This window comes from Lachnospiraceae bacterium KGMB03038, from assembly GCA_007361935.1.
Taxonomy (GTDB): domain Bacteria; phylum Bacillota; class Clostridia; order Lachnospirales; family Lachnospiraceae; genus Massilistercora.
Genome location: CP041667.1, coordinates 3,080,250 through 3,094,566, shown reverse-complemented (window position 1 = coordinate 3,094,566; position 14,317 = coordinate 3,080,250). Strand labels below are relative to the sequence as shown.

16 protein-coding genes, 1 tRNA gene and 1 pseudogene are annotated in these 14,317 nt (G+C 44.6%); 14 read left to right on the top strand and 4 right to left on the bottom strand.

Annotated elements, in window-relative coordinates:
* Positions 1–30: 30 nt before the first annotated feature.
* Positions 31–408: a TIGR03987 family protein gene (locus FND36_15280; protein QDW75284.1), complete on the bottom strand. Its 378-nt coding sequence runs from the start codon at positions 406–408 to the stop codon at positions 31–33.
* 251 nt (positions 409–659) lie between these two features.
* Here FND36_15280 and FND36_15275 point away from each other — a divergent pair, with 251 nt between their 5' ends.
* Positions 660–1,244: a 50S ribosomal protein L25 gene (locus FND36_15275; GenBank protein QDW75283.1), complete on the top strand. Its 585-nt coding sequence runs from the start codon at positions 660–662 to the stop codon at positions 1,242–1,244.
* Positions 1,245–1,300: 56 nt separating this feature from the next.
* Here FND36_15275 and FND36_15270 read toward each other — a convergent pair whose 3' ends face one another.
* Positions 1,301–2,881, bottom strand: coding sequence for an asparagine synthase B (locus FND36_15270; protein QDW75282.1), 1,581 nt, complete (start codon positions 2,879–2,881; stop codon positions 1,301–1,303).
* A gap of 237 nt (positions 2,882–3,118) precedes the next feature.
* On the opposite strand from FND36_15270, the gene FND36_15265 reads away from it, so the two are divergent.
* The 13 genes and pseudogenes from FND36_15265 to FND36_15205 all read left to right on the top strand — a co-directional run bounded on the left by FND36_15265 (position 3,119) and on the right by FND36_15205 (position 12,591).
* Positions 3,119–3,673: a M48 family metallopeptidase gene (locus tag FND36_15265; protein ID QDW75281.1), complete on the top strand. Its 555-nt coding sequence runs from the start codon at positions 3,119–3,121 to the stop codon at positions 3,671–3,673.
* Between the two features lie 227 nt (positions 3,674–3,900).
* Positions 3,901–5,397, top strand: coding sequence for an IS1182 family transposase (locus FND36_15260; protein ID QDW75280.1), 1,497 nt, complete (start codon positions 3,901–3,903; stop codon positions 5,395–5,397).
* A gap of 106 nt (positions 5,398–5,503) precedes the next feature.
* On the top strand, positions 5,504–6,142 hold the full coding sequence (locus FND36_15255) for a lactate utilization protein (GenBank protein ID QDW75279.1): 639 nt from the start codon (positions 5,504–5,506) through the stop codon (positions 6,140–6,142).
* Between the two features lie 50 nt (positions 6,143–6,192).
* Positions 6,193–6,263 (top strand) — tRNA-Cys (locus FND36_15250).
* Between the two features lie 134 nt (positions 6,264–6,397).
* On the top strand, positions 6,398–7,036 hold the full coding sequence (locus tag FND36_15245; GenBank protein QDW75278.1) for a TetR/AcrR family transcriptional regulator: 639 nt from the start codon (positions 6,398–6,400) through the stop codon (positions 7,034–7,036).
* Between the two features lie 107 nt (positions 7,037–7,143).
* Positions 7,144–8,385, top strand: a complete 1,242-nt coding sequence (locus tag FND36_15240) for an MFS transporter (protein ID QDW75277.1) — start codon at positions 7,144–7,146, stop codon at positions 8,383–8,385.
* Position 8,386: 1 nt separating this feature from the next.
* The gene (locus tag FND36_15235) at positions 8,387–8,608 is read left to right on the top strand and encodes a hypothetical protein (GenBank protein QDW75276.1); all 222 of its coding nucleotides are present in this window, start codon (positions 8,387–8,389) and stop codon (positions 8,606–8,608) included.
* Positions 8,609–8,919: 311 nt separating this feature from the next.
* Complete coding sequence (locus FND36_15230) at positions 8,920–9,687, top strand: hypothetical protein (protein ID QDW75275.1); 768 nt, start codon at positions 8,920–8,922, stop codon at positions 9,685–9,687.
* Positions 9,688–10,009: 322 nt separating this feature from the next.
* Positions 10,010–10,472: pseudogene (locus tag FND36_15225) on the top strand (hypothetical protein).
* A 97-nt stretch (positions 10,473–10,569) separates the two neighbouring features.
* A complete protein-coding gene (locus tag FND36_15220; GenBank protein QDW75274.1) occupies positions 10,570–10,938 on the top strand; it encodes a hypothetical protein in 369 nt (122 codons plus the stop codon).
* A gap of 201 nt (positions 10,939–11,139) precedes the next feature.
* Positions 11,140–11,721 carry a hypothetical protein gene (locus FND36_15215; GenBank protein QDW75273.1) on the top strand — a complete coding sequence of 194 codons (582 nt, stop codon included), beginning with the start codon at positions 11,140–11,142 and terminating at the stop codon, positions 11,719–11,721.
* On the top strand, positions 11,721–11,951 hold the full coding sequence (locus tag FND36_15210; GenBank protein ID QDW75272.1) for a hypothetical protein: 231 nt from the start codon (positions 11,721–11,723) through the stop codon (positions 11,949–11,951). Before FND36_15215 ends, FND36_15210 begins: the two co-directional genes overlap by 1 nt.
* A gap of 106 nt (positions 11,952–12,057) precedes the next feature.
* Entirely contained in the window at positions 12,058–12,591 is a 534-nt protein-coding gene (locus FND36_15205; GenBank protein ID QDW75271.1) for a hypothetical protein, read from the top strand.
* A 47-nt stretch (positions 12,592–12,638) separates the two neighbouring features.
* On the opposite strand, the gene FND36_15200 is transcribed toward FND36_15205, so the two are convergent.
* Positions 12,639–13,643 (bottom strand): aldo/keto reductase, encoded by a 1,005-nt coding sequence (locus FND36_15200; GenBank protein ID QDW75270.1) that lies wholly within the window; start codon positions 13,641–13,643, stop codon positions 12,639–12,641.
* 55 nt (positions 13,644–13,698) lie between these two features.
* Entirely contained in the window at positions 13,699–14,292 is a 594-nt protein-coding gene (locus FND36_15195) for a TetR/AcrR family transcriptional regulator (protein QDW75269.1), read from the bottom strand.
* Positions 14,293–14,317 lie beyond the last annotated feature (25 nt).

Below are 14,317 nucleotides of genomic sequence, written 5' to 3'. Positions count from 1 at the left end.
GAATCCTCCGTATCAACAATAGGGATCCGATCATCCCTTCATTCCAATAAACATCCCAAGCACATACGGGATCAGCCAAATGGCCCAGACCATAATGCTGAATTTGTGGAACGTTTGTTTTGCGTGTTCTTTTTTGGCGATCAGGATGACAGTAGCCCAGACTGCGTGAAATGCCATCAGCAGAAGGGCGATCAGTCCAGTGATCCCATGCAGGTTGAAGTGAAAACCATCCCCCGCGATCCGGCCCATAACGGTTGTTCCGGTCGTATCAAAGAGAAATCCGATCCAAAAGACCAGGGCATGCCATTTAAGAAGGGTGCCTCTGCGGCGTTCGGAGAAAACGCCGATGGTATAAAAGGTAAGAGCCAGCGTCATACAGATGATCGCGGCGATCAGCAAAGCAGACATAATTGTTCTTTTCCTCCAATTTTTTAATTCGTATGCACAATCATTATTTACAAACATTTCATGATATTCTACCGTATCTTGCGGGAAACGTCAATCAAAGCAGAAATTTTCTTTTACCCCCCCTTGACATAGGTGTTATAATACAAATGTAGCAAGATAACCTACTTAACGACCTGCCTGTTTGAGATTCGATTTTGGAACATTCAAATGTGAAGGCTGCTAAGTGATCAGATTTTTGGAGGAAGAGACAAATGGATACTTTAAAAGCTGAAAAACGGAGCATGGACATCAAGGCAAAGAAATTAAGAAGGGAAGGGTTTGTCACCGGCAATGTATTCGGGAGAGACATGGAAGGATCGATCCCGGTCAAGATGGAGAAGCCGGCAGTTGAGCGTCTGCTGAAGACCAGCGGCAAAGGAAGCCAGATCATGCTGGATATCGAAGGGCAGACTATGAATGTGCTGATCAAAGAAGTGGATTTTAACACAATGAAAGGGCGCGTAGATGAAATTGACTTTCAAGCCCTGGTAAGCAACGAGAAAGTACACTCTGTGGCAGAGATCATCCTGCTGAACCACGAGAAAGTCAATACCGGGCTGGTGGAGCAGCTCTTGCATGAAGTCGCGTACAAAGCTTATCCGTCAGCATTGGTAGACAAAGTGAAAGTCGATGTGGGAGATATGAAACTGGGTGACACGATCAAGGTTGGCGATCTTGCGATTGCCTCCAATCCAGATATAGACCTAACGACAGATCCAGAGACGGCGGTCGTGACGGTAACAGAGATCCGGGCTGCGGCAGCGGAAGAGGCGGAAGGAGAAGAGACAGCAGAGTAAATAGAATTTATCAATCGGGGCCGGGGGATTTTTAAAAATCCCCCGGCCCCGATTGATTATTTCCCGCTGTCTCCGTAGTTGGACAGTACTCTGGCCGACGGGTCGTCCACATCGCAGCCTTCCCACTCTTTGTTCGGCATCCAGAAGTCCGTCACCATTTGGGACTGTCCTGGATAAAATTGTTCAAAGATTTCCCGGTACAGGAGGGATTCCTTGGTGAACGGAGCGGCGTGGGTGTAAGCCTCGCGCTTTTCTTCAAATTCAGCGTCACTGTATTTCTGCTGGGCGTATTCCTTTAGGTAATCTACCATAGAATGACCTACCGCATCGGAGAAGGCCGCCTTCTCCCGCATCAGGATATCTTGGGGCAGGTAATCCCCTTCAAAAGCGCGGCGCAGGAGATATTTTCCCTTGTTGTAGGTGTTCATCTTCTTGGCGGGATCAATGGACATGACATAGGAGGCAAAGTCCAGATCTCCAAAAGGAACTCTGGCTTCCATAGAGTGGACGCTGATACAGCGGTCCGCCCGAAGTACGTCATACATGTGGATCTCATGGATCCGTTTTACAGATTCCTTCTGGAATTCTTCAGGCGATGGCGCAAAATCTGTATATTTATAGCCGAATAATTCATCGGAGATTTCTCCTGTCATAAGGACCCGTACATCCGTAGTCTCATGGATAGCCTTGCAGATCAGGTACATGCCGATGGAAGCCCGGATGGTAGTGATATCGTAGGTCCCAAGAGCCTGGATCACATCGGGAAGGGCTCCGATCACCTGATCCCTGGTGATGATGACCTCGGTGTGGTCGCTCCCGATATAATCGGCCACCTCTTTGGCATATTTCAGATCGATGGCATCTTCGCTCATACCGATGGCAAAGGTACGGATCGGCCGATCCAGAAGTTTGGCAGATACAGCGCAGACTAAAGAAGAATCCAGCCCGCCGCTTAAGAGAAAGCCAAGGGGCGCATCGGAATCCAGGCGCTTTTCAATGCCGGCACAGAGTTTGTTATGAATGTTCCGGCAGATTGTTTCCAGATCATCAGTACAGACTTTGGCCACCTTTGTGATATCCCGGTAGCAGATGAATTCTCCGTTTTTGTAATAATGGCCGGGCGGGAAAGGCATGATCCGGTCACATAGGTCCACCAGATTTTTCGCTTCACTGGCAAAAATGATGGCGCCCTCTTTGTCATATCCATAATAAAGAGGACGGATGCCGATGGGATCCCGGGCTGCCAGATATTCTTGGGTTTGGCCGTCGTAGAGGATCAGGGCAAATTCCGCATCCAGCATGGCAAACATGTCCGCTCCATATTCCCGATAGAGCGGCAGCAGAATTTCACAGTCGCTGTCGCTTTGGAAAACGTATCCCTTTGTTTCCAGATTTTTCTTGATCGGACGGAAACCATAGATCTCGCCATTGCAGACCAGCACATCCTTATCCAGAGAGAAAGGCTGCATACCCTCATCTGTTAACCCCATGATCGCCAGCCGATGGAAGCCAAGAAGACCATGGCCTGTATCCATGATCCGCGTATCGTCTGGTCCGCGGGAGATGGTCCGGTCAAATCCTTTTTTAAATAATTCCAAGTCTGCACTGTCAGAACAGTATCCCATGATAGAACACATAAAATCACCCTCCGTAACAATATAATATATAAAATACATTTGCTCATCGAAAGCAAAAAAGGCGTCTGAATACAGACTAGATTCTGTATTCAGACGCCTTTGTCTGGAGAAAAGTATAACAGAAAAGGGAGAAAGTTACAACTATTTTTCATCGGGGCCGGGGGATTTTTAAAAATCCCCCGGCCCCGATGAAAAATACCCTGTCCCCAATTAAATAAAATCTGGTATGATAAACCCATGGCGAAAATAATTTATATCAATCAAATTCCAGTTACAATTGAATATCGAAGAGTAAAAAACATAAATCTTTACCTGAAACCGCCTGATGGACAGGTGCTGGTAACAGCGCCCAAACAGGTCCCGGAAAAACGAATCCGAGACTTTGTAAAGAGCAAAGAAACCTGGATCAAGAATCATCAGCTTGCTATGCGTGAAGCGGCGGCCAGAAAGGAAATAGAACCGGATCTTGGCAAAGCGCAAAAGGAAATTCTGAGAAAGAAAGTGATGTATTACGCAAAAAAGTGGGAACCGCAGATGAAAGTCCACGCTTCCGGATGGACTTTGCGGAGGATGAAGACCCGTTGGGGGAGCTGTACTGTAAATACGGGAAAGATCCGGATCAATACCAGGCTCTACTACTTTCCGGAAGAAATTTTGGAATACATCGTTGTCCATGAGTTGTGCCATTTGATCGAACCCAGTCATAATCAACGGTTTCAGGCGTATATGACTCGGTTCCTGCCAGATTGGAAGGAACGGAGAAGGCGGATGCGGGAGCGAGATTTTAATTAGGGACAGGGCATTTTCAATTGGGGCCGGGGGATTTTTAAAAATCCCCCGGCCCCAATTCAGACTGTAGACAAAGTCCCCGGTTTACACCGGGGCTTTTCTATTGTAGTTATCAACATTTTAATGATTCTTCCGGTTTTTATCAAGAAAAATCCCCTACTTATCAACTCGAAAGTTAAGCGGTGCGTTCTCTGCACATGGTATAATTATCCTATAAGGAGGGCCCGCTTATGATGACAAGAGATGCCGATAAAAAAAGAGAACAAATGATGCTGTTCAGCATGGATGACATGGTGCCAAAGGATCACATGCTCCGAAAGATTGACCGGGCAATTGACTGGAACTTTATTTACGATCTTGTAGAAGACAAGTATTGTGCAGATAACGGAAGGCCGAGCATGGATCCGGTGATGCTGATCAAAATCCCTTTTATCCAGTATCTCTATGGGATTAAAAGTATGCGCCAGACGATCAAAGAAATCGAAGTGAATGTAGCGTATCGTTGGTTTCTCGGTCTGGATATGCTGGATCCAGTTCCTCACTTTTCTACTTTTGGGAAAAACTATACCCGGCGTTTTAAGGATACGGAACTGTTTGAACAGATCTTTTCCCATATCCTCGAACAATGTATGAAGTTTCATCTGGTAGATACGTCTACCGTGTTTGTGGATTCTACCCATGTAAAAGCCTGTGCGAACAGCAAAAAGAGGCGAAAGAGGATTGCATCTCAAGAAGCTCTATGGTATGAGGAGGAGTTAAAAAAAGAAATCAATGAAGACCGCAAAAATCATGGAAAGAAACCTTTAAAAGAAAAAAAGGATGATTCAACTACACCGCCTGCAGCGGGTAGCGGCACTTCTGGTGAAAGCGGTTCTTCAGACGAGATCCCGGAAGGAGCCAAAACGCAAAAATGCAGTACTTCAGATCCGGAAAGCGGGTGGTTCCGAAAAGGCGAACATAAACATGTTTTTGCATACAACATAGAGACTGCATGTGACAAGCACGGGTGGATCTTAGGTTATACTGTGCATCCAGGGAATGAACATGACAGCAGGACATGGAAGCCTTTGTACGACAAGTTGAAAGACCTGGATATGGAGATGATGGTATTGGATGCCGGATCTAAGACTCCAGCAATCGCCCGAGAATTGTTAAAAGACGGGATACAGCCTCTGTTTCCGTATAAAAGGCCCATGACAAAAGATGGATTCTTCAAGAAATATGAGTATGTCTACGATGAGTACAATGACTGCTATATCTGTCCGGCGGATCAGATCCTTACTTATCGGACAACGAACCGGGAGGGGTACAAAGAATACAAGAGCGATAAAAGCATCTGTAAAACCTGCCCTTACCTTTGCAACTGTACAGAAAGCAAAGAGCATGAAAAAACGATCTCCCGCCACATTTGGGAAGAGTATCTGGAAACCAGTGAGGATATCCGCTATACTCTCGGGAACAAAGAGATCTATATGTTGAGAAAAGAAACCATTGAGAGATTGTTCGGAAGTGCAAAAGAACAGCATGGATTTCGATACACACAATACATCGGCAACGCCCGAATGAGAATGAAAGCGGGGCTGACCTTTGCGTGCATGAATCTGAAAAAGCTGGCAAAGATTCTGGATGTAAGGGAAAGGCAGGACAAAAAATCAGGATTCTTTTTTATCTTTTATAAAAAAATATGGGAGTTGGCATTTTGGCAAAAAGAGTGGTGCTGGAGCTAGGCTCCAGCACCAACTTTGTCTACAGTCTGAATTGGGGCCGGGGGATTTTTAAAAATCCCCCGGCCCCAATTGAAATATGTTATAATAACCCAAGGAGGTGGACCGGATGAATAAAAATCGGATCAAACGGAATAAACTATTAGGAGAGAAGGTTATCAAAGCTTTAGAATCTCGAAATGTGGAGGGATTTTACGCGGAGACAAAGGAAGAAGCGCTGAAAAAAGCGCTGGAGCTGATCCCGGAGGGAAGTTCTATTGGCTGGGGCGGTTCGATGTCGATCGCGGAGATCGGGTTAAAAGATGCGGTCTGTCAAGGCGGTTATACGGTATATAACCGGGATGAGGCAAAGACACCGCAGGAGAAACGGGAGCGGGAACTGGCCGCCTATGACTGTGACTTTTTCCTGTCCAGCGCAAACGCGGTATCAGAGGATGGCGTGCTGGTCAATATCGATGGCTATGGAAACCGTGTTTCGGCAATCTGCGCAGGTCCCAGAAACGTGCTGATGATCGTAGGGATGAATAAGGTTGTCAGGGATGTGGAAAACGCGGTATCCAGAGCAAGGAATGAAGCGGCGCCCATCAACGCCCAGAGATTTGATCTGGATACACCGTGCTGTAAGACAGGAGCCTGTTTTGACTGTAAAAATCCAGATACGATCTGTTGTCAATTTTTGGTGACTCGATATTCTAAGGTGCCGGGACGGATTAAAGTGATCCTGGTAAATGAAGAATTAGGCTTTTAAAATATTGACTTCAATGCGGGCATTTGCTATAATAAACGAGTGCCCGATAAGGCGCCATAGCCAAGTGGTAAGGCAGAGGTCTGCAACACCTTCATCACCAGTTCAAATCTGGTTGGCGCCTTTCAAAAGCCCGGAAAACTAAGGTTTTCGGGCTCTTTTTTATTGCTGGAAAATTATGCTGAAAAATTCCTTGACAGAGCTCCCGATGGAATCTATACTATATACAGACCGATGGTTTGTATGCGGAGGTGAAATATGGCACGGAATAAATATCCGGAAGAAACAATGAAATTAATTTTGGATGTATCTGCCGGACTGTTTTCTGAAAAGGGGTATGACAATACTTCATTACAGGATATTATCAATGAAACGAAACTATCTAAAGGAGCAATCTACCATCACTTTGATTCCAAGGAAGATATATTAAAAGCAATCTTTCACCGCCTTGGAAATGAAAATGCAGAAATATTTGCAGAAATAAGGGATGATCATAATTTAAACGCTATTGAAAAATTGAGAAAAATATTCCAGACAGCGGTGCTTCATTCCAATCAAAGTGTATTGCTCACAGTGTCCCCATGTCTGTTGAACAATCCGCGCTTTCTGGCAATGCAGATAGAACAGATATACGACTTTGCAGCTCCGCATTTCGTAGAACCGATCTTGACGGAAGGTATGAAGGATGGTTCGATTGAGATTGAAAATCCGCATGAGATCGCGGAAGCGATCATGATACTGACAAATGTATGGTTGAATCCTTTGGTTAAAATGACAGATATAGACGGAATGAAAAAAAGATGCGACACGTTTAATATGCTTTTAAACGGTTTAGGTATTGATAGTTTGTTAGACGATAATACGATTTCTGCTTTTCTTCGACTCTGTAATAAGTAATGGATGAAGATGATAAAAATAAACTGCGCCAAGCAAGTGCGGTTTATTTTTATCAATTATAAAAACCGACGGTCGGTTTATAAATTTTTTTAAGGAGGAAAAAGGTTTTGGAAATGAAGAATAAACTTTTTAATCGAGATTTTACTCTTGTGGTAATTGGGCAGGTTATTTCCCTATTTGGCAACGCGATTCTGCGTTTTGCGCTGCCCTACTATTTGCTGAAAGAAACTGGTTCATCTACCCTGTTCGGGCTCGTAACAGCCTGCTCTTTTCTTCCTATGGTTGTTTTATCAATGGCAGGCGGGATTCTTGCGGACAGGATAAATAAGCGAAATATTATGGTCGGCTTGGATTTTAGCACAGCGATTATCATTACCGTATTCTATTTTTTGTTTGACAAAGTTCCAATGGTTCCTTTATTTATTGTGTTTTTAATGCTGATGTATGGAATTTCCGGGGCTTATCAGCCTTCCGTGCAGGCAAGCGTACCCCTGCTTGTTCCGATGGAGAAACTTTCTATGGGAAACGCGGTAATCAACCAGGTAAATACTTTGGCTAATTTCGCAGGACCTGCAATTGGCGGAGTTATTCTCCAATTTTATGGAATTTGGCCAATCCTGGCCGCGAGTATCGTTTGCTTTGCTTTATCAGCGGTTATGGAAATTTTTATACATATACCATATCAAAAACGCAGCTGCGAAACAGGGGCTGCCGCAGCCGTGATCAATGATTTGAAAGAAAGTTTCCGCTTTTTGAAACAGGATCAGCCGATATTTATCTGTGTAATTATTCTGGTATGTATTTTTAATCTGGTATTAAGCGCGGTACTTATTGTAGGGGTGCCAATATTGATTTCAGAAGTTTTGAATATGTCTGATATATGGTATGGCTTTTCCCAGGCGGCACTTTCTTTAGGAGGATTATGCGGAGGTTTTTTCGCTGGAATAGTGACAAAAAGAATAAAACTGGGGAATTTATATGTATTGCTGTTGATTTGCGCGGTTTCAGTATTTTTAATGGGAATTTCACTGATGCTTGGACTGCCGGAAATGATTTCTTACTGGATAATTACTACTATGTGTTTTGCCGCTATGGGAGTATCCACAGTATTTGTCGTGCAGATCTATACTGTGGCCCAGACGCAGACGCCGCCAGAGTTGGTCGGGAAAATTATGGCTGCATTAGTTTCCGTTGCTATGTGCGGACAACCGCTGGGACAAATGATTTATGGGGTTTTATTTGACATATGCGCTGAAAGAGCTTGGGCGGTAATGCTCATTGCATCGATTGCCTCCATACTTATTACTTGGTATTCAAGGAGTGTTTTTAGGAAACTAGGAGCTGTCTGAAATGGGATTCGGATTAAACGGAATATGGTCAACGGCTTTGCTCAGCCATTTAGTTGCGGCGGCCTGCGGGGAATGTTTCTATGAGGGCTTTTTTACATGTCCTGCGGATCAGAATGACAGGATACTATTGTGTGATTATGCGCAGATCCTGATTGAAAAATGCAACTTTACCTATGTGGCTGAAACGGAGGATCGTCAGGTTGTTTTACTTGAAAAGATATAAAATGTCGGAAACGTTTCAGAAACAGTTTGACGCTTTTTTTCGTCAGCTGAGGGAAGGGACAAGAAAACCTTTGGGAGATGTGATCTTGAGCTTGTTGCCCTTTCGTCCAAAAGAGATTACAGAAAAGGCCTGGGGACCGCATTAGTCACACAGTTTTTGAGTCGGGCAAAAGCCGATGGGCAGGAAACGTACGACTGTTTACAAACACGCTTGCTTCATGGGAATTTTACGAAAAACGCGGATTTATAAAGACCGCGGAAATTCCATTTCAAGACGGCTCCGGCAATCATTCCCTCATTTATGAGTATGTTTTGAAGGAGTATACAACGGTTGCGCGGGAAGGGGTCTATGGATTTTATCACGTCCCTGCTGAAGAACAGGATCATAAAAAAGCGGTCATCGTAGTAGGCGGCAGTGAAGGAAATGAAAATATTCCAATGCATGTCGGCGCTATGTTTGCCCGGTGTGGTATCGCCGCGTTGGGCGTTTGTTACTGGAACGTAGACGGGCTGCCAAAAGAACTGGTCCGGGTGCCGGTCGATCCATTTGAAAAAGCGATCCTGTGGCTGAAAAACAAGGGCCATGAAAAGATTATCATGTATGGGGTTTCGAAAGGCGCGGTCCTGGCGTTGCTCTGCGCTTCCCTCATGCCGGATATCTGCGGTGTCGCGGCGATTTCCCCGCTGCACTGCGTATGGGGAGGCATGCGTGGGAATAAAAGTATGGCGTCCAAAACTTTCACAACCGCATCCGAATTCACATACAGGGGAAAAGATTTTCCATGTATGGCCGCGCATCTGAAATATGGCCCGGCAATCCGGAATCTGATCCTCCACCGGCAGTTCGAATTATCCTATATCTACGAAGAACCGCTGAAACATTTCGATGAGAATACAGCCATCCGTGTGGAAAACATCCGGGTAGATATCCTGGAATATGAAAAAGCAAGCCACATTCTTGTCCCTTTAAATCCGCCTAAGCTGAAAATGTTTAAAATTGAGAGACAATATCCGGGAGACTGCCGGAAAAGCCGTGAAGATGCATTCCGTAAAACAGTGAAATGGATATCGGATCTATAATATGCAGGAGCCGTCCGTATGGGCGGCTCTGAGTCATTTCCGCGCATGATTTGTTGTTTAGAAGAATACTGCTCCCGCATATGAAACGAGACTTAATTTTAGAATTTATTTAAAAAATCCATTCTGTCCTTTTAGATTTCCTGAGTATTCTATTTCCGAGGTGAGTAAATATATGCAGAACATTTTTAGAAATATGTATAACAGGAAAAAAGGGAACCAGACGATCGTTGAGGTCGCGCAGATTCAGCCAGAAGAAGAAAGACATCTGTTTCTTCCCATAGCCAGCGACGCGTTAAATATTACAGAACAATATAATCAGATTATGTTTTTTTATGAAGCGGGTATTCGCCAGATTACGGCAAAATTAGAAATTTTAAATCGTGAATTTCAGGCGTGCAATGACAGGAATCCTATTGAATCAATTAACAGCCGGGTGAAATCGCCGGAAAGCATAAAAGAAAAAATGATACGTCAGAACGTACCGCTTACGATCAGCGGAATGATTGAAAACATCATGGATATCGCGGGCGTAAGAGTGGTATGTCCGTTTATTTCCGATGTCTATCATATAGCGGGACTGCTTTTGAAGCAGGGAGATATAAAAAAATGTGGAAATACAGCTGAGAACGATTGCGATGGAGTTCTGGGCGAGTTTGGAACATCAGCTTCGATATAAAAAGAGCAGGCAGTTTACATTAGAAATGCAGGAGCAGCTGAAACAGTGCGCTGAAATTGTCAGCCGGGCAGATGAACAGATGGAGGAGATGGCGGGACAGTGGCTATAGATAAGAAATTGTTTAAAAGTTGTTTAACAAATTTATACGAAGTTATTAGATATATCCGATAGACTACATTTGAGCATAAGACGAAAGAAGGGATAAGATGAAAAAAAGAGTAAGAGGGAAAATAATTGCTTTTGCGGCTGACCTGGTGATCGCGGCGCTTTTGTTATGCGGGATTTATGGCGTAAATTATCTGCTTCCGCAGAAAGGCATCTCCGCGCGGACAATGGTCGCGCAGGCCGCAAATCATTCTTCCGGTCAGGATAAGGAAAAGTTACCGGATAATTCAGGCTCTTCGCAGAATAAGGGAAACACGTCCCAAGGCGAGAACCAGACCGAGGATCCCCAAGCGAGGGAAGAAGAATTACAGTCGCTGACGAGCAGTTATTCCAACGGTCTTCCGACAACAAAAGTATCTCTGGATACACAGGACTGGCATCAGAAATTCGCGGACAAGTTTACCGATTAAGTCGTTTCTACAGATACTTCATATACAAGTCCCAACGTATCTGTACAGCTTTCCTATAATACATACGATACGAGCAGGCTTGATAAGACGCAGGGAGGCAAACATTTACAATATGGAACGAATATTTCCTACGTACTTGCTGATATCTATATCAGTGATATTACATGTCTGCAGACCTGTTTTGCGCAGAATGTCTATGGAGTGGGATATGATGAAAAATTGTCTGACATGTCGGCACGTTTAAAATCTGTTCTTGCCGTGAACGGAGATTCTTACAGCAACAGCAGGCATCAAAATAACGGAACGATCATCCGGAATGGGGTGATCTACCGGGCAAAGCAGACAGATATGGAGACCTGTGTGCTGAATTGGGACGGAACAATGAAGATATACGCGCCGGAAGAAATGAATACGCAGCAGTTAATTGACAGCGGCGCATATCAGAGCTGGATTTTTGGACCCAGCCTTCTGGATGATAATGGGAAAGCTAAAACAACATTCCAAACATGGTCCTATATCCGGGAATCGCACCCAAGGACCGCCATTGGTTATTATGAGCCGGGACATTATTGTCTGTTAGTCGTGGACGGCAGGCAGGATAATTCCAGAGGAATGTTTTTGGATGAAATGGCAGGATTGTTTGAAAAGCTTGGCTGCAAGGCCGCGTATAATCTGGATGGAGGGCACTGCTCCTTTATGACATTAAAGGATCGGGTAGTGAATCATCCATACAGAGCGGGGCATAAAGTCGAAGACGGAATATTTATTACGGAGGGATTGTAATGAGAACGATAAATATCTTAAAAACACTTGCGGGACATATATGTATTATTTGCAGTATTTCATTAGTGGTCATACAGATTTTGGACTGGTTCAATCCGCTGATGAATTTTATGGGAAACTCCATGTTTCTTTTAAACGCTTTGTGCGCGGCCTCTGTTTTTCTCGGTATCTGTGAAGTCTATTTACGTCGGCCGTCTGTTAAGCAGGGCGGGAAACCTTTCAGAAGATGAACGCAAGAGACGGAATTGTTTATGAATTGTTTAAGAAATCCTACCGGAATATTTAGCCCTCCCTGCTATCCTTTGTTGTAGAAAAGATAACAGGGAGGAAGAAAGCATGGAAAAACAGCAAAATATAGATCGGCAGAAAAAAGAGATCCTATCAGGCTTGTCTGCTTTTGAGGTGAATGAACGCAGGGAAGCCGGGAAAGGAGAAACACGGCAGGAACAGATCACAAAAAGCAGGGGGAAGATCATTTCTGAGAATTTGTTTACACTTTTTAATTTTTTGAACTTTTTGATCGCGGGTCTTCTTTTTGCGGTAGGCGCTTATTCAAACATGTTGTTTATCGCCATCATTATTTTAAATATCATCATTGGAATCACCCAGGAACTGAAAGCAAAAAAATTAGTAGATGAGCTGTCGATTTTAAATCGTCCCCGCGTATGCGTACGGCGAGAAGGTCAGGAAAGAACGGTCGATCTGGAAGAGATCGTAGAGGATGATCTGGTGGTGCTGGAAAGCGGGAATCAGATCTGCAATGACGCGATCGTAGCAGAAGGTACATTGGAAGCAAATGAATCACTGCTTACGGGAGAAAGTGATGCTGTTAGGTTAGTTGAAATTCTAAATGCAGCATTGAAAAGGTGAATTAAAATCCCGGAGGACTGAACCTCCGGGATTTTACTATGAAACAATTATTTTTTTTCATCCAGCAGCTTAACTCCATCGGCAGGATTTTGGTCGATAGCGCCCACGATTCTGTGGGGCATATAGGGCTCTTCCAAGTAGGCGATATCTTCCGCTGTAAGTTTTACAGCAAATGCTCCGGCGGCATCGTCAAAATGAGTCGCTTTTGTGGCTCCGATGATCGGTGAGGCCACACCTTTGGCCCATTCCCATGCCAGGGCGATCTGCTGCATTTTCACGCCATATCTTTCTGAAAGAGAATGGACTCTGCGGACGATTTCCATATCCTGCTCCTGGGTGCGGTCGTATTTTCCCATCGCCGCACGGTCGGTCTTGCTCCGGATAGAGTCCGAATTCCATTCTGGTCTGGTCAGATGCCCGGCTGCAAGAGGGCTGTAAGGCATAAGAGATACATTCATCTGACGGCAGATTGGTATCAGTTCGTGTTCGTCTTCCCTGTAGAGCAGATTGTAATGATTTTCCATAGCTGAAAATTGTGCCCAGCCATTGTCTCTGGCGGCTAACTGCATATTATAGAACTGGTATCCGTACATGGCTGAAGCTCCGATGGCACGCACCTTCCCGGATACTACAAGATCGTTCAGCGCTTCCATTGTCTCCTCGATCGGCGTCCCATAATCAAACCTGTGAATGATATACAGGTCGAGATAATCTGTGCCGAGACGCTTCAGGCTCCCATCGATCTCCCGGTGGATGGCTTCGGAAGAAAGTCTTCCCGGATTGAAGTAGACCTTTGAAGCGATGACGACTTTATCTCTTGCGGCATTTTTCTTAAGAGCTCTGCCCAGATACTCTTCGCTGGTGCCCTCCGAATAGCCATTTGCGGTATCGAAAAAATTGATTCCCAGGTCCAGAGCGTGCTTTACAATGTTCTCTGTCGCGGCCTCGTCCACCGTCCAGTCGTGGAGTGTTCCGGGTTTTCCGAAACTCATACAGCCTACGCAGAGTTTTGATACTTCTATATTTGTGTTTCCAAGTGTTGTGTATTCCATTTCGATCTCTCCTTATCTTTCCGGCAGAAGACGCCGGATACAATGCAATGCCAGTTCAAACACTGTCAGTTCTGTATGGCGGGATTCCCACTTGTTTCATGACAGTAAGCTGTTTCTCGGTAGGGTGCGCATATGCGTAAATTCCATACATAAACGGGAAAAAAGCATAGCGGAAATCCTGTTTTTCTAATTCTGTTATATCAGGTTTATAGGAGACCAGACAGTCGTCAATGACAGTCATAGTGCGGTAGAAGGAGCGTTTATATTCCGCGAGCCGTTCCTCCCGGCTGTTTTCCTCGATTTCATATAAGTTCATGGTCTGGATCTTCAGCATGATTTCCTGGTCTTCCAGTGTGTGGGCCAGCGCCTTTGCAAACGCTTCCTGGTCCCAATTATCATTGGACTCTGAGACAGTTTCCAGTTTGTCCGTCCAACGGTCATATTCTCTTGTTAAAAGTGCGAGAAATATTTCTTCTTTTGTTTCAAAGTAATTATAAATGGAAGGCCTGGAAAAACTGGTTTTCTTGCTGATCTCTTTGATCGTTACTTCCCGGAACCCTTTTGTCTGGTAAAGGGACTTGCAGGCTTCGATGATTTCGTTTTGCCGCAGGGCGGTCAATTGATTTGATTCCTTTGTCATGGCTTCCATCCAATGTATTTCTCCAATCCGTTTT